This window comes from Ruegeria arenilitoris, from assembly GCF_013030985.1.
GTDB lineage: Bacteria > Pseudomonadota > Alphaproteobacteria > Rhodobacterales > Rhodobacteraceae > Ruegeria > Ruegeria arenilitoris_B.
Genome location: NZ_WPYP01000004.1, coordinates 184908 through 209381 on the forward strand (window position 1 = coordinate 184908; position 24474 = coordinate 209381).

General features: G+C 58.7%; 24 protein-coding genes. 14 read left to right on the forward strand and 10 right to left on the reverse strand.

All coding sequences use genetic code 11. The features are described 5' to 3' along the window. Positions 1-242: 242 nt before the first annotated feature. Positions 243-2462, forward strand: coding sequence for a KAP family P-loop NTPase fold protein (locus tag GOX88_RS10650; protein ID WP_170401143.1), 2220 nt, complete (start codon positions 243-245; stop codon positions 2460-2462). A 320-nt stretch (positions 2463-2782) separates the two neighbouring features. Here GOX88_RS10650 and GOX88_RS10655 read toward each other — a convergent pair whose 3' ends face one another. Beyond that, positions 2783-4384, reverse strand: coding sequence for a BCCT family transporter (locus GOX88_RS10655; protein WP_170401144.1), 1602 nt, complete (start codon positions 4382-4384; stop codon positions 2783-2785). Positions 4385-4638: 254 nt separating this feature from the next. Between GOX88_RS10655 and GOX88_RS10660 the strand changes: the two genes are divergently transcribed. From GOX88_RS10660 to GOX88_RS10705, 9 genes are all read left to right on the forward strand, one after another. Continuing rightward, positions 4639-5520 carry a hypothetical protein gene (locus GOX88_RS10660; protein WP_170401145.1) on the forward strand — a complete coding sequence of 294 codons (882 nt, stop codon included), beginning with the start codon at positions 4639-4641 and terminating at the stop codon, positions 5518-5520. A 213-nt stretch (positions 5521-5733) separates the two neighbouring features. Further along, positions 5734-7884, forward strand: coding sequence for a polyribonucleotide nucleotidyltransferase (pnp, locus tag GOX88_RS10665; RefSeq protein WP_170401146.1), 2151 nt, complete (start codon positions 5734-5736; stop codon positions 7882-7884). A gap of 223 nt (positions 7885-8107) precedes the next feature. Next, the gene (locus GOX88_RS10670) at positions 8108-8491 is read left to right on the forward strand and encodes a hypothetical protein (protein WP_170401147.1); all 384 of its coding nucleotides are present in this window, start codon (positions 8108-8110) and stop codon (positions 8489-8491) included. Between the two features lie 12 nt (positions 8492-8503). Further along, positions 8504-8704 (forward strand): hypothetical protein, encoded by a 201-nt coding sequence (locus GOX88_RS10675; RefSeq protein ID WP_170401148.1) that lies wholly within the window; start codon positions 8504-8506, stop codon positions 8702-8704. A gap of 275 nt (positions 8705-8979) precedes the next feature. After that, positions 8980-9366: a nuclear transport factor 2 family protein gene (locus GOX88_RS10685; RefSeq protein ID WP_170401150.1), complete on the forward strand. Its 387-nt coding sequence runs from the start codon at positions 8980-8982 to the stop codon at positions 9364-9366. A 114-nt stretch (positions 9367-9480) separates the two neighbouring features. Beyond that, positions 9481-9753 carry a PepSY domain-containing protein gene (locus GOX88_RS10690; RefSeq protein WP_170401151.1) on the forward strand — a complete coding sequence of 91 codons (273 nt, stop codon included), beginning with the start codon at positions 9481-9483 and terminating at the stop codon, positions 9751-9753. 23 nt (positions 9754-9776) lie between these two features. Beyond that, positions 9777-10298: a helix-turn-helix transcriptional regulator gene (locus GOX88_RS10695; RefSeq protein WP_170401152.1), complete on the forward strand. Its 522-nt coding sequence runs from the start codon at positions 9777-9779 to the stop codon at positions 10296-10298. 150 nt (positions 10299-10448) lie between these two features. After that, positions 10449-11138 carry an outer membrane protein gene (locus tag GOX88_RS10700; RefSeq protein WP_170401153.1) on the forward strand — a complete coding sequence of 230 codons (690 nt, stop codon included), beginning with the start codon at positions 10449-10451 and terminating at the stop codon, positions 11136-11138. Positions 11139-11209: 71 nt separating this feature from the next. Continuing rightward, positions 11210-11941 carry a glycosyltransferase family 25 protein gene (locus GOX88_RS10705; RefSeq protein WP_170401154.1) on the forward strand — a complete coding sequence of 244 codons (732 nt, stop codon included), beginning with the start codon at positions 11210-11212 and terminating at the stop codon, positions 11939-11941. A gap of 69 nt (positions 11942-12010) precedes the next feature. On the opposite strand, the gene GOX88_RS10710 is transcribed toward GOX88_RS10705, so the two are convergent. Then, positions 12011-12661 (reverse strand): peroxiredoxin, encoded by a 651-nt coding sequence (locus GOX88_RS10710; RefSeq protein ID WP_170401155.1) that lies wholly within the window; start codon positions 12659-12661, stop codon positions 12011-12013. A 183-nt stretch (positions 12662-12844) separates the two neighbouring features. On the opposite strand from GOX88_RS10710, the gene GOX88_RS10715 reads away from it, so the two are divergent. Continuing rightward, positions 12845-14284, forward strand: coding sequence for an aldehyde dehydrogenase family protein (locus tag GOX88_RS10715; protein ID WP_170401156.1), 1440 nt, complete (start codon positions 12845-12847; stop codon positions 14282-14284). 52 nt (positions 14285-14336) lie between these two features. Here the strand turns inward: GOX88_RS10715 and GOX88_RS10720 are convergent, their stop codons facing one another. Further along, entirely contained in the window at positions 14337-14774 is a 438-nt protein-coding gene (locus tag GOX88_RS10720) for a glyoxalase superfamily protein (protein ID WP_367648069.1), read from the reverse strand. A gap of 173 nt (positions 14775-14947) precedes the next feature. Further along, positions 14948-15799, reverse strand: a complete 852-nt coding sequence (locus GOX88_RS10725; RefSeq protein WP_170401157.1) for a methylated-DNA--[protein]-cysteine S-methyltransferase — start codon at positions 15797-15799, stop codon at positions 14948-14950. A gap of 118 nt (positions 15800-15917) precedes the next feature. Between GOX88_RS10725 and nth the strand changes: the two genes are divergently transcribed. Further along, positions 15918-16562, forward strand: coding sequence for an endonuclease III (nth, locus tag GOX88_RS10730; protein ID WP_170401158.1), 645 nt, complete (start codon positions 15918-15920; stop codon positions 16560-16562). Next, positions 16559-17548: an adenosine kinase gene (locus tag GOX88_RS10735; RefSeq protein WP_170401159.1), complete on the forward strand. Its 990-nt coding sequence runs from the start codon at positions 16559-16561 to the stop codon at positions 17546-17548. The genes nth and GOX88_RS10735 overlap by 4 nt, the downstream gene beginning before the upstream one ends. A gap of 4 nt (positions 17549-17552) precedes the next feature. On the opposite strand, the gene GOX88_RS10740 is transcribed toward GOX88_RS10735, so the two are convergent. The 5 genes from GOX88_RS10740 to GOX88_RS10760 all read right to left on the reverse strand — a co-directional run bounded on the left by GOX88_RS10740 (position 17553) and on the right by GOX88_RS10760 (position 21628). Beyond that, a complete protein-coding gene (locus GOX88_RS10740) occupies positions 17553-18392 on the reverse strand; it encodes a DUF547 domain-containing protein (RefSeq protein WP_170401160.1) in 840 nt (279 codons plus the stop codon). Next, on the reverse strand, positions 18389-19750 hold the full coding sequence (locus GOX88_RS10745) for a radical SAM protein (protein WP_170401161.1): 1362 nt from the start codon (positions 19748-19750) through the stop codon (positions 18389-18391). The genes GOX88_RS10740 and GOX88_RS10745 overlap by 4 nt, the downstream gene beginning before the upstream one ends. Positions 19751-19821: 71 nt before the next feature. Continuing rightward, positions 19822-20532 carry a glutathione S-transferase family protein gene (locus GOX88_RS10750; protein ID WP_170401162.1) on the reverse strand — a complete coding sequence of 237 codons (711 nt, stop codon included), beginning with the start codon at positions 20530-20532 and terminating at the stop codon, positions 19822-19824. A gap of 64 nt (positions 20533-20596) precedes the next feature. Beyond that, the gene (gene sigZ, locus GOX88_RS10755; RefSeq protein WP_170401163.1) at positions 20597-21136 is read right to left on the reverse strand and encodes an RNA polymerase sigma factor SigZ; all 540 of its coding nucleotides are present in this window, start codon (positions 21134-21136) and stop codon (positions 20597-20599) included. A 6-nt stretch (positions 21137-21142) separates the two neighbouring features. After that, on the reverse strand, positions 21143-21628 hold the full coding sequence (locus GOX88_RS10760) for an RNA pyrophosphohydrolase (RefSeq protein ID WP_170401164.1): 486 nt from the start codon (positions 21626-21628) through the stop codon (positions 21143-21145). A gap of 137 nt (positions 21629-21765) precedes the next feature. Between GOX88_RS10760 and GOX88_RS10765 the strand changes: the two genes are divergently transcribed. Beyond that, positions 21766-23793 (forward strand): NADPH-dependent 2,4-dienoyl-CoA reductase, encoded by a 2028-nt coding sequence (locus GOX88_RS10765; RefSeq protein WP_170401165.1) that lies wholly within the window; start codon positions 21766-21768, stop codon positions 23791-23793. Here the strand turns inward: GOX88_RS10765 and GOX88_RS10770 are convergent, their stop codons facing one another. Next, positions 23794-24402, reverse strand: a complete 609-nt coding sequence (locus GOX88_RS10770) for a LysE family translocator (RefSeq protein WP_170401166.1) — start codon at positions 24400-24402, stop codon at positions 23794-23796. It lies immediately after the preceding gene. Positions 24403-24474: the final 72 nt, after the last annotated feature.

A 24474-nucleotide genomic window follows, 5' to 3' on the forward strand; every position in this document is an offset into this window, starting at 1 on the left:
TCTGGTAAGGGCTCATTGCCTCAATCGACGCCGCGATTTGAAGCGATTTGCTTATTTGACAAAGGGGGGGGAATCCACTGAATCGGTTCACATGACCTCTGCCTGCCTTGGCCATCTCATTCTTCATTTGCTTCTCAATGACGCTGGGCTATCCCAGCCATTCTCGCTAGGAATTAAGCCAATGAGGGTTCGGACAAAACAGTAGTCCAGACTTAGAAAACTCATCCGGTGAGGCAAAATACATGGCTAAAGAACTCGACTCTGACCGCGCTGTAGAAGCCAACGACGATGATGAGTTTGGTTTCGTGGGTATCGCTGAGAAGCTCGCGCCGCGCATTGTAGAGGCTTCCAAGGGCGATGGGATGGTCATCGGCTTAGAGGGGCGTTGGGGGTCCGGCAAAACCTCTTTGCTGAACTTCCTCCGCTCAGAACTTACAGAGGTTGAAGCGGAGAAGATTTACACAATCACAGTCGCGCCCTGGCTGAACGGCGATGCGGCATCACTGGTCAATTCGGTTTTGGAACCAATAGCGGACGTACTTCAACGCATCGAAAACGAGAATGCTACGCCTGAGCAGCAAGCTGGTGCTCAAGTCGCGGAAAATGTCAGCCAGCTTCGCGAGTTGATTTCATCCTATGGAAGCCAAACGGCGCGAAAACTTGCGCCGGTAGCTACCTTGGCGGGATACGTAGTGCCCGGCATGCAAGCGGTGGGTGACGCCATCGGAGCCGCCGCCAACGTCATGGAAAACGCGGCAGAGCGTCCCCCGACGCCTACCGAATTGAAGGCGACGATCATTGAAAAAATTCGCGCATTGGATGTCGGCTTCGTCGTAATATTGGACGACCTTGACCGGCTGGAACCGGCGCAAGCTGTGGAAGTCGTTCGACTAGTTCGGTCGGTCGCGGATTTCCCAAAAGTGGCCTACCTTATGTGCTATGACAGAGATGTCTTGGCCGATGCATTGAGTGAAGGCCTCAAAGTCAAAGACGGTGATCTTTTCCTGCAAAAGATCGTGCAACTGACCTTCGCTATTCCGCTTCCCGAACCATTTGATCTGCGAACGCAGTTTCGAAAAGAGGCACTCAAGCTCTATAGAGACGTGCACGGCGTTGACCTAGCAGGTGATGCTTTGGGAGACCTCAAGAGTGGTGTTGATCAAGAAGGCCAAGGTCTGGCTACCCCACGCGAAGTCAAGCTGGCACTCAACGGGATAAGATTCACCTATCCGTCCGTTAAGGATGACGTTTACTTCCCAGATTTCTGTAGGCTGCACCTCATAAAGACCACGCACTTCAAGTTTTTCAAGTGGTTAGAAGACTACCTCTCTGTTCGCTCCATCATTGTCAGCGGCGACGGTATGGTCGGTACAGATGAAAAGAAGCGATACGGCAAAGAACTGAAAGCACTTCTTCCTTCAAAGAAGCCGGATTCCTACCGATCCATTTGGCATGCGTCTACTTTTGTTCCCGGCATAGCGGCAGTGAATCCTGCGAAAAAAAAGGTGTTTGCTGCAACGCCCCAATACAAGGACGAGAAATTTGTTTCCCTCAAGCGGTTAGGGAGCCCTTTTCACTATCGGTTCTACTTTGCCCTTACCGGTCCCAAGACTGTAATGTCAGATGCCGACTTTGACGAAGTTCTCCGACAGTCGCGAGAAGATGTCCGCGGTCTGATTGAAAGCCTTGCAAAGTATGCAGGAGAAACAAGGCAGTCCGGGAAAACGTGGTTTGAACACATTCTTGACAGGCTAGACGATGGTGTAATTGGCGGGCTGGATGAGAAACAACTAATCGGAATGGTGACCGGTATCTGTGAGGTCATGGATACGGTTCTTGAGATCGATAATGTACCGAGGTTTTTTGCACCTTCGCTTGAGCGTCTCGCTGGCAGAGTTGTCGGGGAATGCTTGCGCCGACTAAATGGCATAAACCCCGAACAACACTACGGACTTGCACAATGGATTGCGGCTGATTGCACTTCGATAAACTGGATTGTCGGTGGCTTGCTTCGAACTGAGCTATTCCATCATGGTCACGCCGGAGGCGGCGAGCAAAGGACTTCGCCGGATGAATGGGTGTTCTCAGAAAATCTACTGCAAGAGCTACTTGATATCGCCCACAAGCGGATATCGGATAAGGAGTTGCAGGACCGGATTCTCGTCATGCCAGATGTAGTCGGGTTCATGTACGGTTGGCTCGATATGTCTGGTGACGCAGAGCCGAAGGCATGGGTCACACAAGTGACGAATGACGACGAAGTCTTCCTCAAATTCCTACAAGAGATGCGCGGCTATGCTGTCAGTGATCGAGTTTACTACCCGCTCCATCGACGGACGCTCGAAACCTTCTTTGAGGATGCTGACGCAGTTGTTCAGCGCTTAAACGCGCTTACCGAAGGTAAGCATGCAACGGAAGCGCTAGATTTACTGGAAGCAATCAGACAGGCGAAAAACTTCTAGCCAAACTTCCCGTTCAGTGCTGCGAGCAATAAGCCGAGATCACGAGCCAAGAAAACCGTCCTATGCGGTCAATGAAAACTCGCACTGCATCTCGGCTCGCCAATGAGTTTAATTCGCTTGCGTTCGCAGATCAGAAAACGTGTGAGAACAAGGCATTGTCTGCGCCGCGCTTAAACGTCCGGTTTACGTGGTTCGCGACGTGCTGCATGAGCGACAGACCGAGGTGTGATCAATGGCAGCTCAGGGCTCATAGCATTCCGCAACCCGCACAAAAAAACGCCCGCCAAATGGCGGGCGTCTTGGATTGGCGATACCAAAGCTTACATCTTCGCCTTTTCCGATTTCAGCGCCAGCCACAGGCAGTAGCACATCATCAGAACCACCAGCGTGAAGGGAATGCCGGTGGACACCGCCGCGCCTTGCAGAGCTGACAGACCACCTCCCAACAGCAGGGCGATAGCGACGAGGCCCTCGAGCGTGCACCAGAACACACGCTGGATCACCGGGGCATCCATCTTGCCGCCTGCGGTGATCGTGTCGATCACCAGCGAGCCGGAATCCGACGAGGTGACAAAGAACACCACGATCAGGATCAGCGCGATGGGGGCGATGATACCGTAAAGCGGCAGCTCTTTCAGGAACCCGAACAGCGCGCCTTCGGGGGCATAGCTGTCGATCACCGTGGCCCGGACACCTTCGGCTCCGCCCACGTTCAGCATGTCGATTGCGGCGCCACCAAAGGTTGACATCCACAGGGCGCAGACCGCCGTGGGCGCCAGCAAGGCGCAGGTAACGAACTCACGTACCGTGCGCCCTTTCGAGATACGTGCGATGAACATGCCCACGAACGGCGACCATGCGATCCACCACGCCCAGTAGAAGGTTGTCCAGCCGTGGAAATAGCTGGTGTCTTCTCGTCCGAATGGGTTGGACAACGAGGGGAGGTGGAACACGTAATCCACCATCACGTTGAAATACCGGGCGATGGCAGTACCGACACCCGTCACCACGATCACAAAAATAAACAGGCCTACGGCCATGATCATGTTGATCTCACTCAGCCGTTTGACGCCCGCATCCATCCCCAGCAGGACCGAGCCCAACGCGATCATCGTGATGCCGATGATCAGCAGAACGACGACAGTCGGGCTGGGTTCGATGCCGAACACTTCGTTCAAACCGGCCGCAACCTGTTGCGCGCCCAGACCAAGGGATGTGGTCAGGCCAAACAGCGTGGCGAACACCGCCAGCGTATCGATGATATGGCCCCACCAACCCCAGACACGTTCACCCAAAATCGGGTAAAAGGCCGAACGCAAGGTCAATGGCAAACCAAGGTTATAGCTGAAGATTGCAAGGCTCAGACCGACAGCGGCGTACACCGCCCAGCCTTCAAGGCCCCAGTGGTGGATGGTGCCCACGATACCGATATATTCATTGCCCGGAACCGCGATATCGATACCCAAGGGGCGCGCGTTCCCGTCCTCGGCAAAGTTGTAGTAAACCGGCTCCATCACACCAAAAAACAGCAGACCGATACCGATACCGGCCGCGAACATCATCGCGATCCAACCGGCATAGGAATAGTCGGGCTTGGCGTCCTTGCCACCGATGCGCACCTTGCCCACCGGCAGGATGATCAACACCAGACAGAACAGGGTGATTGCGTCAACCGACAGGACCAGGAACCAGTCAAACGTGCTGGTCAGCCAAGGCCGGAGCCAGCCAAAGAACGATGCCGCAGCTTCCTGATTGGCCAATGCGATCAGAACGAAGGCAAAGATCAGGATACTGGATATCAGGAAGACCGGATTGTGTATGTCCAGACCGAACGGGCGGACGTTATCCTGCCCCAGCTCGTATTCTGTTTCGAAGTCATAGATCCGTGGATCCGGATCCAGCATTTTCTTGCTTTGAGCCATTCGAAGCCCCTCCGTTCGCCAGATGCAAACGCCAAGGTATTCGGGCGGCCGACGGATATGAGTGTTCTACTCCCTGGCGCGCTTCCGTTCTTTCGACCGCGGGTTCAATGGTAACAACCTACACTGCAACCACTTTTTTACAAAACGCATTCGCGTATCAGAATGTATTAACCTAACCCCACCTCTTGCAAACAACTCTCCTTCAAGTAGTTTCGCGCTTTGATATTTCGGTAGTTTTGACAGGCACTTTCCCCATGATGCTTATCCTCAACTCTCTTTTGCTGTCGATCCGCGTGATGTTGCGCATGGTCGTTCCGGTCCTTGTGATCAGTCTTGCCTCGATTGTTGTTTGGACGGTTCTGGGGATTTTGACGCTCGGCATGGCCAGCTATGTCAGTGAGCCGATCACAACCGCGTTTTTTACCCTGTTTGGCATACGCACAGCGCTGGAACTGAAAGGGGATAAGCGACACACGGATTACCGAGCCATGGCCTTGTACTCGGTGATGTATGGGTTGTTCTGTGCTGCGGTACCGACCATTCTGGCTCTTGTCGTCAACTTATCCGCGATAGCTTTTGCCATGTGGCAGGTGGGTGAGCCTTTTTCGTGGACCGCAATTCAGGATGCCGCGAAATCCACGCAGGTTGCGTTTGCATTCATCACCGTAGGCAGCAGTCTGATCGTTATGTCCATCGTACTGGCCGCGTTCTACGCAGCAATGGCCGTGCCCGTTGCCAGCGCCGCACATTCCGCTGGTCACCGCGCCCCAAGTCACGCGTTTTTCAACGGGTTCGGACGCAGCTTTGTGCCGTTGTTCTGCGTGTTTTTCGTCTCGATCTTCTTGCAGCTCTATTTCGGGTTTTTCACAGCTTTGTACGCCCTGATGCCGATCCTTGTGTCGCTTGTCTCGATCCTTACCACGCAAAGTTTGCCTAATTTCGACCTTGAGATCATTCTCAGAGGGGTCGCTGCAAGCGGGGCATTGCTGTGGCTGTATTCCTGGCTTTGGTCGATCGCGGCAGTGGCGTTTCTAAAGTCCCAGGACACCGACACAGAACAACGGGCCCAGACACCCGAGGCAGAACCCGCGAAAGACATCCGGGCGCTGCGTAAATCGCGTGAGCGGCCCTTTTAAGGCGCGATCACGCCATTCCAACGCTCCTTGGCGTTTTCCCCTATTCGGTTTCGCTTTCCTTTATCCGCATTCTCATGTATGCGCGCGGGTATCTGAGACGTTGTGCCCTGACCCCGGCACTCAGACCGAGACAAATTGGGGTCGGCGGCAATGGGGCCGCCATGCAAACGGGAGACCCGGAGGGCCGGGAGTGCTCCCTTCTAGGATACGCATATGTTTGATGTAACGAAGAAATCAATGCAGTGGGGCGAAGAGACGCTGACACTGGAAACCGGCAAGGTTGCCCGTCAGGCTGACGGCAGCGTGATTGCCACGCTGGGCGAAACCAGCGTCATGGCAAACGTGACCTTTGCGCGGGCGCAAAAACCCGGTCAGGACTTTTTCCCGCTGACCGTACATTATCAGGAAAAATACTATGCCGCCGGCAAGGTTCCGGGTGGCTTCTTCAAGCGCGAGGCGCGCCCGACCGAGAAAGAGACGCTGACCGCGCGTCTGATCGACCGTCCGATCCGCCCGCTGTTCGTTGACGGCTTCAAAAACGAAGTTCTGGTGATGTGCACCGTGCTGAGCCACGATCTGGTCAACGACCCCGATATCGTTGCGATGATCGCCGCGTCGGCTGCGCTGACCATTTCCGGCGCGCCGTTCCGTGGCCCGATCGCTGGTGCCCGTGTTGGGTTTGAGGATGGTGAATACGTCCTGAACCCGACCGTCGATGACATGCAGGACCTGCGCCTGAACCCCGAACAGCGTCTGGATCTGGTTGTTGCCGGCACCAAAGACGCCGTGATGATGGTTGAATCCGAAGCGTACGAACTGTCCGAAGCTGAAATGCTGGGCGCGGTGAACTTTGCGCATGAACAGATTCAGCCGGTGATCGATCTGATCATCTCGCTGGCTGAAGAAGCCGCGAAAGAGCCGTTCGACTTCCAGGCGCCGGATTACTCCGAGCTGTCCGCTGCCGTTAAAGCCGCCGGTGAAGAGCAGATGCGCGCCGCTTTCGCAATCACCGACAAGCAGGAGCGCACCGCCGCTGTTGCCGCTGCCCGTGAAGCGATCAAAGAAGCGCTGACCGAAGAGCAGCTGGAAGACGGCAACCTCGGTTCCGCGATGAAAAAGCTGGAAGCCGGCATTCTGCGCGGCGACGTCGTCAAGGGCGGCAAGCGGATCGACGGTCGTTCGACCACCGATATCCGTTCGATCGTAGCAGAAACCTCGATGCTGCCCAGGACCCACGGTTCCGCCCTGTTCACCCGCGGTGAAACGCAGGCGCTGGCCGTGACCACTCTGGGCACCGGTGACGATGAACAGTTCATCGACGCGCTGCATGGCAACTTCAAATCGAACTTCCTGCTGCACTACAACTTCCCTCCGTATTCGGTTGGTGAAGTTGGCCGCGTGGGTGGCCCGGGCCGTCGCGAGATCGGCCACGGCAAGCTGGCATGGCGCGCCCTGCAGGCGGTTCTGCCTGCGGCGACCGATTTCCCCTACACGATCCGCATCGTGTCGGAGATCACGGAATCCAACGGCTCCAGCTCGATGGCGTCGGTCTGCGGCGGTTCGCTGTCGATGATGGATGCGGGTGTTCCGCTGAAAGCACCGGTTGCCGGTGTGGCCATGGGCCTGATCCTGGAAGATGACGGCGAATACGCCATCCTGTCGGACATTCTGGGTGACGAAGACCACCTGGGCGACATGGACTTCAAGGTTGCGGGTACCGAAAACGGCATCACCTCGCTGCAGATGGACATCAAGGTTGCGGGCATCACGCCCGAGATCATGGAGAAAGCCCTGGCGCAAGCCAAGGACGGCCGGATGCACATCCTGGGTGAGATGGGCAAAGCCCTGTCCGAGACCAACGAATTCTCGGTCCACGCCCCGCGCATCGAGACCATGAACATCCCGACCGACAAGATCCGCGAAGTGATCGGCTCGGGCGGCAAGGTCATCCGCGAGATCGTCGAGGTTTCGGGTGCCAAGGTCGACATCAACGACGACGGCGTCATCAAGATCGCATCGCCGGACGGTGAATCGATCCAGAAGGCCTATGACATGATCTATTCGATCGTGGCCGAGCCGGAAGAAGGTCAGATCTACACCGGTAAAGTGGTCAAGATCGTCGACTTCGGAGCCTTCGTGAACTTCTTTGGCAAGCGCGACGGTCTGGTCCACGTGTCCCAGATCGAAAACCGCCGCCTGAACCACCCGTCGGATGTTCTGAAGGAAGGTCAGGAAGTAAAGGTCAAGCTGCTGGGCTTTGACGATCGCGGCAAGGTCCGCCTGTCGATGAAAGTTGTCGATCAGGAAACCGGCGAAGAGATCGTGCCCGAGAAGAAAGAAAAGAAAGAGGAAAGCGCAGAGTAATCTGTCCCCCTTTCAAGTCACGAAGCCCCGGTGGAAACGCCGGGGCTTTTTTCTTGCCAGAAAGGAAAGCGAGTCCGTCTTCTTGAAAGTACTTTTTGGAGACTTTTATGAAAAATCGGCTTTGTTGCCCTGAGAGCGACCCTCGCTGGCTTATTCTGCGTTGTCGCCGCATGCACAATTCAACTGGTTCCGTCCTATGACGCGGAGCTCGAAGAGAAACTGAATGCAACGCACGAAAGCACACTGGCGTTATTCAGTGGATTATGCAGCTGCCCCAAGTCATGCAATTTCAGCGCGTATTCGGACAAGAACGGTGACTTTATTGGCGCGTTTGGCGCAGGACAAGGCGAAGGCTCGTCCAACGCCCCCGCTTGGGGTCAGGTTTTCACAATCGCCGCTGCCTGAAGAGGCGTGCCAAAACAGCTCACCGCAGGATTGTCTGAACACGACCCCGGAAAAGCTCCAGCTTGTCGTCGAAAACTTGTCACAGCTGCGGGATGCTCATCGCCTGGGTCCGCTTCAAGCCGGGACCGTGGAGCTATTTCAATTGGACTATGTCACTGCCATTGAACCGACGCTGATCATGGAAGCTGCATTAAAACGATAAGGAATTCACCTCATGAAAGTATCTGAAATCGTGCCCAATATTCTGGGTGATCTCAGCGACGAAATTGGCGATGGGATTGCTAGTGTAGGTACATTTGCAAAAAACCAGTCAGAGAATATAGCGGAACTTGCCGTCATTATTACCCGCGAACGGGCCACCGGCATTCTCAAAACCAACAACCAGATGTTCAATCGGTTCATCGAACGACTGTAAAAGTACGTGGATCTCTTTGCCCGTGATTTGGCGTTGCTGACAGTTCTAACCATTGAAAAGGCTTGGAATTTGGTCGTGAACGAGGTTTGGGGAGCGATAAACCCGGCGATCAGCGGTGCCGGTTCACCGCTCAAACTGCCTTTGCCACTGAAATAGTCGGGCACATCGGCAAAACTCGGGCTAGAATTCAGGCAGAACGGTCCGCCACGCCTGCGGCGGGTCATTGCTGCCATTCGGTCCGCAGCCGGAACTGGCATCGATCCAGGGGGTACAAGATGGAACGCACGCGCGCCGAACAATTAGCCGAACGATACCTGCATGCCATCGAAAGCGGTGATTTGTCCGTGATGCTTGGCCTGTTTGCCGAGGACGCGACGGCAACTTCGCCGATTTCAGGAAAGCAACCAGCCAGGGATTTTTACACCAACGTGATGCGGATCACGCGCGACCGTTCCATCGTGCACAAGAACACCTTTACCGACACGTCCGGAGCGCCGCTGATGGCCGTGCATTTCGACTACACCCGCACCATCCGCGACGGCCACCCCGAAACGATCGAATGTGTGGACCTGTTTGAACTGACCGAGGATCAGAGCCGTTTCAGATCCGTTCGGATCATCTATGACACCGCCCCTGTCCTGGTGGATGTCGGCGAGGCCTGATCTGCTGCGTAAACTTTGGTTCAATTTCCCCCAAATCAACCAAAAGCCAATCGCAACACCCTCGCCCCACCCCCAGCTCGATCGCATCGCCACAACGCAAAAAGGAGATGCGATATGGAAACCTTGAAACTGCTGACCCTGACCGGTTTGATCGCAACTGCGCCCGTTCTTGCGCTGGCCAATGTCGGGCTGGGTGACAAACTGGGCACCACCGAGGCTGACATCCGCACGGCCCTGGAAGCGCAGGGATACCAGATCGAAGAGATCGAGTTCGAAGACGGCGAGATCGAGGTTGAACTCATCAAGGATGGCGTGGAGACTGAACTGGTCCTGTCCGAGACCGACGGCGTGATCACCGCCATCGAACTTGAAAAGGACGACGACTGATCGAATGATTTCACAGGGGCCGTATGAAGCTCTCTCAAACGTCGCTGCTTTGGCTCCTTCTGGTGGTGCAGGCCGTCTGCGCCGCCTTTTTCATGACCGATGCAATGCTGGACTGGACCGGCGGGGAAAGCGCGGGCTTTCGCCACCTGCACAGTTTTGAACTGGCTCTGTCACTGGCCCTGATCGGAGGCCTCGCCGCGACCATCGCATTGATCCGGTCCCAGAACAGGCGAGTCCGCCAGATGCAGCGGCAACTGAGCGTGGCGCAGGGCGCGTTTGCGCAGCTCATCGATGCCCAGTTCAGCGACTGGAACCTCAGCGAAGCCGAACGCGACGTTGCCCTGTTGTCGATCAAAGGGCTGTCGATCGCGGAAATCGCCCGGTTACGACAGACCAAAGAGGGCACGATCAAAGCCCAAAGCGCCGCAGTCTATCGCAAGGCGGGCGTCGCGGGACGGTTGCAGTTGCTCAGTTTTTTCATAGACGAGCTGCTGTCCGAACCTTTAGTCAAACACGGGGCCGACGGGTCCAATTCAGCACCCTGACCCAACTGGCCGCGGTTCCAGACGGTAGCGGATTTATTCACTCACACGGCCCCAAAAACCTGTGAAGCGAAGTGATGGCCCCGCGCCTTTCCTTCCTGCCTGTCTCGCCCACATCTGCGCCATACCAACTACGGAACAAAGGACATGGTTATGGTTACGCGTCTCATTTTGGCCTCGGCGGCCCTGACGGTCAGCGCATCGGCACTGGCCGCGCAAAGCCTGTCGAACGGCCTGTATATTCAGGGCTTCGCCGGGTACAGCCAGCTGCAGGACAGCGACTTTAGCGGCACGGTCAACGGGTCGTCGCAGTCGGTGGATACGGATTTCGACGCCGGCTATGGTTTGGGTGTCGCGGTCGGGACCGAAATCCCACAATGGTCCAACGACCGGATCGGCACTCGGGTCGAACTGGAGCTATCCTACCGCGACAGCGACGTGGATGGCGTGAACTTCTCGGGCAATGGCCCGGGCGCCGAAGGCAACATCTCGGGTGACGTCACGCAGACCTCGCTGTTTGCCAATGTCTTGGTTGATTTCAAACAGGCCGGTGCGTTCACCCCTTATGTCGGCCTTGGTCTGGGGGCCACCTATTCCGATGTGGATTTCGCCTATGGGCCGGGTGTGGCATTGGATGACAGTGATACAAACTTCGCCGCACAGGTTATCGCCGGCGTCGCCTACGAGATCGAGTCGAACGTCGCTCTGACGCTGGACACCCGCTATACCCGCGCCTTCGACGTCTCGTCCGAGCGCCTGGCCCCCAACGGTGCCCCGACCGGCACGGTCGAAGACGATATCGACGCGTTCAGTGTCAATGTCGGCCTGCGCTACGGCTTCTGAGTGCAAAAGGGCGAGGAGTTTCTCTCCGGTTTCTCTTCCCCCCCATGGTCCCGTGTTCTATGCACGGGACCATGCGTTCCTTCGTTATCCATATGTCATCCAGCACGGCCCGGCGGCCCAACGCTGACCGGCTATGTGCCGACCTGCCCAATGCCGAGCTGTTCGAGGCCGTGAACGGCCGCGACCCGGACCAGATCGCTGGCGTTCAGCTGCATCCGGGCAACCTGCACCGCCCCCACTACCCCTTTGCCCTGCACCCGGCCGAGATCGGCGTCTTCGAAAGCCACCGCCGCATCTGGCGCAAACTGGTCGAGGAAAAGATCGATTTGGCCATCATTACCGAGGATGACCTTCGTGTTGACTCCGCCCGCATGGCCGAAGCGCTGGACATGCTGGCCCCTATCGCGACGCCCGATCACTATATCCGCATCCCGGTGAAGCAACGCGAAGTGCCCGCGCAAACCCTGGCCGAACAAAACGGGCTGCGCCTGATCCTGCCCAAAGTGATCGGCCTGCAATGCGTATGCCAACTTGTGGGCCGCCGCGCCGCCGAACGCCTGCTGGCCGCAACCAATCAGATCGACCGCCCGGTGGACACGTTCCTGCAGATGCACTGGCTGACCGGCCAGCCCATCCATGCCCTGCAAGGTAGCGGCAATCAGGAGGTTGCGGGCGAAATCGGCGGTTCGACCATCCAGACAAAACCGCCGCTGTCGGACAAGCTGACCCGAGAGTTAAAACGCGCGACCTACCGGGCGCAGCTCCACCTGCACCCACAACGCCCGCCTGCTTCATCTGGCTGAAAATATCCTCGGGGGGAATCGCGCCCCGGCGCGATGGGGGGCAGACAGCCCCCCTGACCCGGCCGCGTCTTAGGACGGCGCCTTGGTCTTGCGCAGATAGGGGAAGATCGTCTCGAACTCGCCGAATTTCTCTTTTGCTTCGTCATTCGACACCGCAGGCGGAATGATCACATCCTCACCCGGCACCCAGTTGGCAGGCGTGGCGACCCCCTTGGCCGACATTTGCAACCCGTCCAGCGCACGCAGAATCTCGGCAAAGTTCCGGCCCACGGTCATCGGGTAGGTCATCGACAGTTTCAGCTGCTTGTCCGGCCCGATGATAAAGACCGAGCGCACTGTGGCACTGTCCGCAGGCGTACGGCCATCGGGCAGATAGGCTTCGGCGGGCAGCATGTCGAAGGCCTTGGACACGGCCAGCCCGTCATCAGCGATGATCGGGAAGCCTGGGTTGGCGTTGCCGTATTCTTCGATGTCTTTCTTCCATTTCTTGTGGTCCTCGACATTGTCCACGGACACACCGATCACTTTGGTGCCGCGGGACGCCCATTCGTCGTTCAGCTGCGCCACGGCCGAGAACTCGGTGGTGCAGACAGGGGTGAAATCCTTGGGGTGCGAGAACAGGATTGCCCAGCTGTCACCGATCCAGTCGTGGAACTGAATGGTGCCCTGATCCGTTTCTGCGGTGAAATTCGGAACCGTATCGTTGATGCGCAAACCCATTGTGAATCTCCTTTTCTGTCAAAACCCGAGTCGGTTGCCGTAAACCTAAACACTTTGCGCAATTGTTAAACCATCTAGGCTTGCGAAAAAATTTGATCAAATTATTGCTTGCCGTGCCCCGGCACCGGTGCCAGAGTGGCCGCGACACCCCGGTTTCGGGCTGCTGGCACAGGAGGATGCGCCATGATCGAAAAACGCGATTTCTACATCAACGGTCAGTGGGTCGCCCCGTCGGCGGCCAATGACCATCACGTGATCAACCCCTCGACCGAGGAGCCCTGCGCAGTGATCTCGCTGGGCGCGCAGGCGGACACGGACGCCGCTGTCGCCGCCGCCAAAGCTGCCCTGCCCGGCTGGATGAACACACCGGTCGCAGAGCGGATAGCGCTGGTGGAAAAGCTGGCCGAGATCTACCAGACCCGTTCCGAGGATCTGGCGCAGGCGATGTCGCTTGAGATGGGCGCGCCGCTGGACCTGTCGCGCACTTCGCAGGCGGGCGCGGGGATTTACCACCTGATAAACTTCATCCGCGCCGCCAAGGAATTCCAATTCGAACGCCCGCTGGGCGACCATGCCCCCAATGATCGCATCATCTATGAGGCCGTTGGTGTCGCTGCCTTGATCACGCCCTGGAACTGGCCGATGAATCAGATCACGCTCAAGGTTGGTGCAGCGGCGATTGCGGGCTGTACCATGGTGCTGAAACCATCCGAACAAAGCCCGCTGAACGCGATGATCTTTGCCGAGATGATGGACGAGGCTGGCTTTCCGCCCGGTGTCTTCAATCTGGTCAACGGCGATGGTGTCGGCGTGGGCTCGCACCTGTCGGCGCATCCGGATGTGGATATGGTCAGCTTTACCGGCTCGACTCGTGCCGGAACCGCGATTTCCAAAGCTGCTGCCGATACCCTGAAGAAAGTGCATCTGGAATTGGGCGGCAAGGGCGCGAATGTGATCTTCGCCGATGCCGATGAAAAGGCTGTCAAACGCGGCGTGCTGCACATGATGCAGAACACCGGCCAAAGCTGTAACGCCCCCAGCCGCATGCTGGTGCAGCGGCCGATCTACGATCAGGCGGTTGAGACAGCAGCCGAGGTGGCAAACATGGTCAAGGTCGGACCGGCCCTGGAAGAAGGTCGCCATATCGGCCCGGTGGTGAACGAGGTTCAGTGGACCAAGATTCAGGATCTGATCCAGAAAGGCATCGATGAAGGCGCCCGGCTGGTCGCGGGCGGCACCGGGCGGCCCGAGGGGCTGAACAAGGGCTACTATGTGCGCCCCACGGTTTTTGCCGATGCCAACAACCAGATGACCATCGCGCGCGAGGAGATTTTTGGCCCGGTCCTGACCATGATCCCCTTCGACACCGAAGAAGAGGCGGTCGAGATCGCCAATGACACGCCCTTTGGCCTGACCAACTATGTCCAGACACAGGACGGTGCGCGGGCCAACCGCATGGCCCGCGTGTTGCGGTCCGGCATGGTGGAATTGAACGGCCAGTCGCGCAGCGCGGGCTCTCCGTTCGGTGGAATGAAACAATCCGGGAACGGGCGCGAAGGCGGTGTTTTTGGTCTCGAGGATTTCCTTGAGGTCAAAGCCGTCGGTGGCTGGGCAGCGGAGTAGACCAATCCCAGATTTCTGAAAAACCGGGCGAGGCCTTGTGCCTCGCCCTTATTTATTCCGGACGCACCACAAGTTGCGGTTCGCCGTCCGATGTTTGCCGAGCAGATCGACCATCCCAACCTATTTCACCCGTCACTCGCTGCCGAAAGGATGAAAAACTGTCGAACCGGACAACATCAACCGGTTCGTCAAATTGCAGCGTCAGACGGCGGTGGGAACCATCGCCTAACATAGTCATCCCACGGATTTCGGCAGTAAAAGGCTGACCCAGGTAACGCCCGGAAACACGATCACCCACGCGCAGGTGCATCCGGTTCCCAGCCTGCGCATGAAGGGTATTCCAGTCGCGGACACCATATTGGTGTGCGATCAGTTCCAGAGCTTTGCTGTGGGTTATCTGGACGCCTTCACCCAGCAGTTTTTGGCGCAAGCGTTTTGCCTGCGCTTTAAGCTCCTCGAGCGGAGCAATAGTAGTAGTTTCATTCATCATCTGCCTCGTTTCCTTGAACGGGCGCGAGAATTGGACGGGGTTCGCATTGCCATCCGCGCGCCGTGAAAGGGCAACAGATGATTTTCGACAGGGTTTCACCAAAGCCTTAGGCCGCGAACGGCAGGGGACCCAAACCTGCCGCGATCTTTGGCACCGGCCAGGCCATCTGTCAATCAGGCATCCGCCTGAGCGGCTTCATAGGCCAGCATGGCCCGTTTGACCGGCAGGCCCCAGTGATAGCCACCCAAACCTCCGGATTTCCGCAGTGCCCGGTGGCAGGGGATCAACCAGCTAACCGGGTTGCGCCCGACCGCTGTGCCCACGGCCCGCACCGCCTGCGGCGAGCCCACCCGTTCCGCGATCTCGGAATAGGTGGTGACCTGACCGGAGGGGATATGCATCAGCGCCTCCCACACTTTGATCTGCAGGGGTGAGCCGATCAGGTACAGCGGTGTCGGTTCCAGCCGGTCGCTGACCGAACCAAAGGCGCTCAGCACCCAAGGACGCAGGCGCATCGGGTCCTCAACAAAACCCGCCTGCGGCCAGCGACTGAGCATGTCCTCCATCGCTTCCTCCTCACCGGTCTCGGCGCCGAAAGCCATGCCGCAGATACCCTTGTCGGTGCCCATGACCAGTGCCGGGCCAAAGGGGCTTTCGAACCAGCCCCAATAGATCGTCAGGCCCGCGCCCTTGCGGGCGTATTCGCCGGGGCTCATGGATTCCCATTTCAGGAACAGATCGTGCAAACGACCACTGCCGGAAAGCCCCACGTTATGGGCGGTTTCCAACGTGGTGAACCGTTCGCGCAACAGCGCCTTGGCATGGCCCAACGTCAGATATTGCTGGTAGCGCTTCGGCGATACGCCGGTCCAGCGTGAGAACAGGCGCTGGAAATGCGCCGGGCTCATGTCCATCTGGCGGGCCAGTTCCTCAAGGCTGAGGCATTCGCCGCCCTGATCGATCAGCTCGATTGCGCGCCGCATGACGTTGTAGTGATAGCCGCTTTCAGGGGTCTGGACGTTCATGTCTTTCACCTCATTGTCTGGGGTTTAACATAGCGCGCCGGTCACGCCGCCGCGACCCGGAACATGCGCATTGGCTTTGGGCTTGTGTCACACGTCCCTGATCGGCATTAAGGCCCGGATGGCAAAACAACTCGGATATCACAAGATCCGCGAGATCTTTACCCGCTTTCACGAGGCCGACCCCGAACCCAAGGGCGAGCTGGACCATGTGAACGTCTATACGCTGGTCGTGGCCGTGGCGCTGTCGGCGCAGGCAACCGATGCGGGCGTGAACAAGGCCACCAAAGAACTGTTCAAGATCGCCGACACGCCGCAAAAGATGCTGGACCTGGGCGAAGAGGGCCTGATCGAACACATCAAGACCATCGGTCTTTTTCGCCAGAAGGCCAAGAATGTCATCAAGCTCAGCCGCATTCTGGTTGAAGAGTATGGTGGCGAGGTCCCCAATTCGCGCGCCGCGCTGCAATCGCTGCCAGGCGTCGGGCGCAAGACGGCCAACGTGGTGCTGAACATGTGGTGGCGCTATCCGGCGCAGGCAGTGGACACGCATATTTTCCGCGTCGGCAACCGTACCGGCATCTGCCCCGGCAAGCATGTGGACGCGGTTGAACGCGCCATCGAGGATAACATCCCAACCGATTTCCAGCTCCATGCACATCACTGGCTGATCCTGCATGGCCGCTATCACTGCAAAGCCCGCAAACCCATGTGCGGCACCTGTATCATCCGCGATCTCTGCGAATTTGAGGACAAGAACCTATGAAAACCTACCAATTGACTGGCATCGGCAATGCCGTTGTGGACGTGATTTCCCAGGCCGATGACAGCTTTCTGGAACTGATGGGCATCGAAAAAGGCATCATGCAGCTGATTGAGCAGGAACGCGGCGAAGTTCTGTATGCTTCGATGGAAGGCCGCGTGCAGACGCCCGGTGGTTCTGTGGCCAACACCATCGCCGGGGCCGGTGCGCTGGGTCTGGACGCGGCCTTTATCGGCCGGGTGCATGACGACGCTCTGGGCCGGTTCTACGCGGACGCGATGAACGAGGACGGTGTGGACTTCGTGAACCCTCCGGTGCCGGGTGGTGAGCTGCCGACCTCGCGGTCGATGATCTTTGTCTCGCCCGATGGCGAGCGGTCGATGAACACCTATCTGGGGATCTCGTCCGAGCTGTCCTCGGCCGACGTGTCCTCGGACGTAGCAGGCAAAAGCCAGATCATGTTCCTTGAGGGCTATCTGTTCGACAAGGAAAAGGGCAAGGCTGCGTTCCTTGAGGCCGCCCGCACCTGCCACGCTGGCGGGGGTAAGGCCGGGATCGCCATTTCCGATCCGTTCTGCGTGGAACGCCACCGCGTCGATTTCCTGCTGCTGATCGAGAATGAGTTGGATTTCGTGATCGGCAACGAGGCCGAGATCAAATCGCTGTTCGAAACCGACGATCTGGAAGAGGCGCTGGCGAAAACCGCCGAGATTTGCCCGCTGGTCGTTTGCACCCGCTCGGGCGACGGTGTGACCGTCCTGCATGGCGGTCAGCGCATCGACGTGCCGGTGGAAAAGGTGGTGCCAGTGGACGCGACCGGCGCGGGTGATCAGTTTGCCGCCGGGTTCCTGTTTGGTATGGCCACGGGTCGCGACTATGAGACCTGCGCAAAGATCGGCAATGTCTGCGCCCGCGAGGTCATCAGCCATATCGGCCCGCGCCCCGAGGCAAACATGCAGGAGCTGCTGCGCGCCGAAGGGTTCCTCTGACTCCTCAGAACGCCGCAGCTGCGTCGTTCAAGGCCCAGTTGTATTTATACCCTTTGACGCGCGCGGCGTTCTGCAGCCGCGCGCGTAATTCCGGATCGGCCGCCGTCTGGAGATAGTCCAGAACTGCCTGCTCATTCGGCCCGAAATCTTCTTGGAACCAGATGTAAATTTTCGACAGGATCAGCCCACCGCGGTCATCGAACCGAACCCCGCGCGGGTCGTTGATATAGGCGCGTTCGGCGGCGGCAAAGTCCCGCTCCAGCGTCTCGGCCTGCCAGGCGCGGTCCATCAGGTTTGGGCAGCCTACAGCGGCGCAGTTCAATGCGTAATGGATGCGCGGCTCGTCGAAAGTGGGCCGGATGATGCGGTGTTCGATATCGTTCAGGCTCAGGGTCTGCCCCGCAACCTGCACCAGCGGGCGGTTCCAGGGGCCTATGGAGAGGGGGCCATCCTTGATGACGCGGATTGAGGTGACGGGGTAATTGTCGAGAACCACAACGACCGTCACCGCATTATACAGGTTGATCCAATAGGCCAGTTGCTGATCACGTGTCAGCCGCGTTGGGTCCACGGCTTGCAGATCGGTCAGATACCCGTCCAGCCGCACCCGATCCGCCGGGGTTACTTGCCCATACGCCACTCGATTCACACCCATCGCATCCGGGGCGACATAGCGGGACAGAAAAGCGCTCCAGTCCTGGTGGTCGAGCCGCTGACCCGGCGCGGAGGCGAAACGGGTCAGGGTTTGCCCCGGAAGCACCTTGGGGGCCGGCAATGCCAGACGTTCGACACTGGCGCAGGCGGCCAACAGGGGCAGCAACATCACGATCAGCAGCTTTTTCATGAGGCATCCTTTAGGGCCTGACGCACCGCCCGCATCTGCCCCTTCAACCGCTTGAGAGGCGCCAATGTGGGATCGTTCAGGTCGGGCAAGTCAGAACACGCAGATAAACGGGGCACCGCCGCGTTCCACCATCTTGGCCCGGTGGGCCCGTCGATCCGGTCCGGGCTGGCCAGATGCTGATCGCGCTGCGCGTTGTGCACGCACATCGACAAGGGGCCCTTCGCCGTCGCCACCATGAATACGCAAGAGGCGCAGCGGTCGTCCTCCAACGCGTCGGCGGCCATGAAGTTGTGGATGAACACAGCCTGCCGTCGCACCGGACCACGCAACAAACCCGTCCCCAGACGCGCCACGCAAACGGCCAGATGCCCAAGAACGCGCAGCGCCAACAACGGATGACGCCGGATCGTGCGCCGCAGCTTGGCTTGGATACGGATGTGGGCATCCTGCCTGTCATCCACGCCTTCCAACGCGGCGATCACCCGATGCACCAGACGCCGGTTCGACAGCAGCGAGACCGCGCGCCCTCCGGCGGTGACGACACTGGCATAGCGGTTGCACTTGGAATGCCCCACCGCCGCCGTGCCGAAATGCAGCGGCACCTCATAGCCCGCCTCAATCGCGCGCGCGACGCTGTCCTGCGTGATCGCATCGGGCCGCGCGCGCAGGACGCCGCGCCCGGTATCGGCCTGCATCTGGAATGAGACAAAGGCGACCTCGGGGCAATCCCGCAGAAACCGTGCCAGCATCGGAAGATCGTCGAAATTGCCCGCGAATACGGTGGTGTTGAACAGAATCCGCAACCCCAGCCCCTGCGCCCGGCGGATATAGGCGCGGCGCACGGTGTTCAGCTCGACCTCACTGCCAAAGGCTTTGCGGCCCTGTGTCATGTCCACATGAAAGGCCACATCGTCCAGCCCTGCCGCCGCCAGCCGTGTCAGCATCGCCCGGCTGGCGCGGATACCGTTTGTCATCAGGCAGGATCGCATCCCCAAGCGACGGATCTCGCGGCACAACGCCTCTAGATCCGCGACTTTGCGCAGGGTCGGATCACCCCCGGTCAGCTGCACCGAAACCCCGGTGCCGTAGTGGCTGCGGATCGTTGCCAACCGCGCAAACAGGACCGAGAGCGGCGGATCATAGGTCATCTCGGCCCGATCCGAGAGGTAACACAGCGTACAGTCCAGATTGCAGCGCTGTGTGACCTCAAGCGCGACGCAGGCGATCGGAAAGAACCGCCCCGCCGTCTGGCCCGCACCGTATTCCCCGCAGCTTTGCAGCCCAGCACGCAACGGCGCGCGCCGATCGGTGCCGGTGAATGTGCGTCCTGCAGGCGCTATGACGGGATGATCTTTCATGCCGCCAAGCTAGAGAGGCCGGAAGCCTACGGCCACGCCCTCTCACGCCAACGTGCGGGTCGGTGATCAAATTAACCGCAACAGCCGCTGGACTGTTGGATCTGCGGCGTGGCTGGTGCCTCGTCCACGTTAGCCCCGCGGCCCACCCATGTTCGATCCGCAAGATAGAAATCGGCAAAGCGGGCGTCGAAATCATCGGACACGGATTTCTGCGCGATACCCGTAGCCAGCAGGGCCTGCTGCCATGCCTTCACTCTGGGGTACTCTGCCAGCATGTCGTGTCCGCTGTGATCGGCCACAATCGCGGCGCGGTGCAATAGAGGCAGCCAAGCCATGTCGACATTACCCAGCGCCTCGCCTGCGAAGAACGGGCCATCGCCCAATTGTTTTTCCGCCTTGGTGAAAGAGGCGTTCAGCCTGTTCATACGCTCGGCAAACACTGCGCTGTCTGCACTTTGCATAGCGCTGCACTGAACCAGGTAATGCTTGCTGGCCTGATAACTCCAGGCGCGGTTCAGCGCGCGTTGTTCAGGCGTCAGATCGGGTTGCAGCGGGGCGGCGACCTCGTCGAGGTATTCGACAATTGCGTCCGACTCGAACAGGGGTATGCCGCCTTCGGTCACCAGCACCGGCACCTGGCCCGTGGGTGATAGCTCCATAAACCAGTCCGGCTTGTCGCTGAGGCTGATAAAGTCGATTTGATACGGAACCCGCTTGGCCTCGAGCAGCGCGGTGACACGCTGAACGAACGGGCAGATTTTAAAGCTGATGATACGGATCATTGGTCTTTCCTTTTGGTTGCTTCACCTGTCAGACGAAGCCCACGCCAAAAAGACGACGATCAGATCAACATTTTTTGCAGTCGGTGGTTTTTTCCTGCACGTCCGAGATGTTTCCACGTACGTCCATCGAGATATCGCAGCAGTCTTCGAACACCTTGCGCAGCTCGGCCCGGCCCTTCTGAACGCGGGATTTGAGCGTTGAATAGGACAGGCCCTGTGCCTGTGCATAGTCGCGCTGAGACATACCGTTGATGTCGATTTCCATCAGCATATCCGCAGTTTCCTGCGGCAGGCCGCGAATGAAGGGCTCGACACAGCCTTCCAGATCCTGACGGATTTCGGGATCGTCGCGGTGATACCATAGGTCATCCGGGTGCGCTTCGGCCCGGCCCGATTTCCGATAATAGTCAATGATCGTGCGGTCGGCTGTTTGAAACAACCAAGGCTGCAGTTTTGCCGGGTCCTTCAGGTTGGGCAGGCCGGTGAAGACTTTGACAGAGATCTCTTGCAGCAGGTCATCCACATCCGCTGCGTTGGGCACACGCGAATGCAGGAACGCCTTCAGGCGTGCGCGGTACTTGGGCCAGATTTCTTCGATCTGCATGCCGTCTTATGACAGGTGACCGGCAAAGGCGGCAACCACCTGCTGATACACCTCCCGTTTGAAAGGCACGATCTCTTCGATCAGGCGGGATGGCTCCTGCCATTTCCAACGGGTGAACTCCGGATGGTCGGTTTCGATATTGATCTGATCGTCGCGGCCGGTGAAGCGCAGCAGGAACCATTTCTGCTGCTGCCCGCGATAGCGGCCTTTCCAGATGTTTGGCACGATGTCATGCGGCAGATCATAGGGCAGCCAACCGGGGGTCTCGGCCACGACCTCGACCAGATCGGCGGTCACGCCGGTTTCTTCCCACAGCTCGCGCAGGGCCGCATCGCGGGGGGCTTCGCCCTTGTCCACGCCGCCCTGGGGCATCTGCCAGGCGTCCGCGTGGCGGTCGTTGCGCTGACCGACGAAGATCTTGCCCTCGGCATTCATCAGCATCAGCCCGACGCAGGGGCGATAGGGCAGTTTGGCGATTTCTTCGGGGGTCATACGCGGCCTCGTACATTGCTCTGGCAACTCTGTATCAAGCGGTTCAGGAACAGCAAAGGGTGTGACGTTAGGTTCTGCGTGACAAAGGTGACGTGAACGTCAATCTAACACCGAAGAATCGGGAGGGAGAGTTCGCCATGACTGCGTACCCAAACATGCTGGCCCCGCTGGATCTGGGCTTTACCACGTTGAAGAACCGCGTCCTGATGGGCTCGATGCACACGGGGCTGGAAGAAACCGGCGACTGGAACCGCGTGGCCGAGTTTTATGCCGACCGGGCCCGTGGCGGTGTGGGGCTGATGGTGACCGGTGGGATTGGCCCGAACCTCGAAGGTTCGGTTCTGCCCGGCGCGTCGATGATGACCAACGACAAAGAGGTGGCGAACCATTCCATCATCACCCAGCGGGTGCATGAAGCGGGCGGCAAGATCGCCATGCAGATTCTGCACGCGGGGCGCTATGCCTATGGTCCGAAATGCGTGGCCCCCAGCCCGGTGAAATCTCCGATCTCGCCCTTCCCACCCAATGAGCTGGACGAGGAAGGCATCGAGAAACAGATCAGCGACATCGTGAACGCCGCCGTTCTGGCCCAGAAAGCAGGCTATGACGGGGTCGAGATCATGGGCTCCGAGGGGTATTTCCTGAACCAGTTCCTTGTGACCCATACCAACAAACGTACCGACCGCTGGGGCGGGTCTTATGAGAACCGGATGCGCCTGCCGATCGAGGTGGTGCGCCGCACGCGTGAGGCGGTCGGCACCGATTTCATCATCATCTACCGCCTGTCGATGATTGACCTGATCCCCAATGGCTCGACCCATGACGAGGTTGTGGAACTGGCCCAGCGCATCGAACAGGCCGGGGCCACGATCATCAACACCGGCATTGGCTGGCACGAGGCCCGTATTCCCACCATCGCCACCAGCGTGCCGCGCGCAGCCTTTGCGTGGGTGACGAAGAAATTGATGGGCAAAGTGTCGATCCCGGTGATCACCTCGAACCGGATCAACACGCCTGAAGTGGCCGAAGAAGTTCTGTCTACCGGCTGTGCCGACATGGTGTCTCTGGCGCGTCCGATGCTGGCGGATGCCGAGTTCGTGAACAAGGCGATGGCCGGTCAGTCGGCACAGATCGCGCCCTGTATCGCCTGTAACCAGGCCTGTCTGGACCACACCTTCAGCGGCAAGCTGACCTCATGCCTGGTCAACCCACGCGCCTGCCACGAAACCGAGTTGGAGATTGGCAAGGCCGAGACGCCAAAGACCGTTGCCATCGTCGGCGCGGGTCCGGCGGGCCTGTCCACCGCGATGACAGCCGCTCAGCGCGGCCATGACGTGACCCTGTTCGACCGCGCCACCGAAATTGGCGGCCAACTGAACATGGCCAAACAGGTGCCGGGCAAGGAAGAATTCTGGGGCCTGGTCGACTGGTACCGCACCATGATGGCCGATCTGGGCGTGAAGCTGGAACTGAACCGCGAGGTCAGCGCCGAAGATCTGACCGGCTTTGACGAGGTGGTCATCGCCACCGGTGTCACGCCGCGCGATCCGCAGATTCCGGGGCAGGACCGTGACAACGTCATCAACTATATCGACGTGCTGCGCGACAAGGCCGAGGTTGGCAAATCCGTCGCCGTCATCGGCGCGGGCGGCATCGGCTTCGACGTGTCGGAGTTTCTGCTGGAGAACGGCCACAGCATCACCACCGACCTGCCCGCCTGGATGAAGGAATGGGGCGTGACCGACCCGGAACAGCACCGCTCAGGGTTGGCGCCGGAAGGCCCGCAACCCGAAGCCCCTGCGCGCGACGTCACGCTGCTGCAACGCAAGAAACAGGCGCATGGCAAAGGCTTGGGCAAAACGACGGGCTGGATCCACCGTGCAACGCTAAAGATGAAAGACGTCAATTTCGTGGGCGGTGTGAATTACGAACGCATCGATGACGACGGCCTGCATATCAGCTTTGGCGAAGAACGCGCCGACCCCACCGTCATCGCGGCGGATACAATTGTCCTGTGTTCCGGCCAGGTGTCCGAGCGCAGCCTTGCGGATGCGCTGATCGACCGCGGCATCACTCCGCATGTGATTGGCGGCGCGGATGTGGCGGCGGAACTGGACGCCAAACGGGCGATCAATCAGGGCACGCGGCTGGCTGCGGCTCTCTGATCACTCAGAGAGCGCCAGCTTGACGCCCAGCGCACCGAACGTTGTCGCGAAACACCGTTTTATCCAGGCCATCACGGATGGTCTGCGAATGACGTAATCCCGTGCAAGGGCTGCACAGGCACCGTACCCGACAAAGACCACAAAGGTCATCGCCATAAAGGTGGTGGCCAGCCTGACCAGTTCCAAACCGGCATTCGCTGTGCCGGCCGGCAGAAACTGAGGCAGGAAGGCCAGAAAAAACAGGGACAGCTTGGGATTAAGAACATTGATCAACGTCCCGGTTACCGCAATCTTGAGGTGACCCACCGAGGACTTCTCGGCGTTTACTTCCAAAGCTCCGCCTTCTTTGACAATACCCCAAGCCATATAGAACAGGTAAAGGACACCCAGATACTTGATGATCTGAAAGGCCAGCGCGCTGGTATGTAAAAGAGCTGCAAGCCCGATGATACTGGCCAGAGCTGCCGGGACGATCCCCAACGTGCATCCCGCCGCCGCCGCAAGGCTGGCGCGAAACCCACGCCCTAGGCCCACAGCCAATGTGTAGATCACTCCGGTTCCCGGCAATAACACCACAATTAAGGATGTCAGAAAGAACTCCAGCGACATATAGGCCTCCTGTTTTGGCCGACAGAGTTTCCGACATTCAGATTGTTGTAAACCGGTTTCGTGAACGATCTC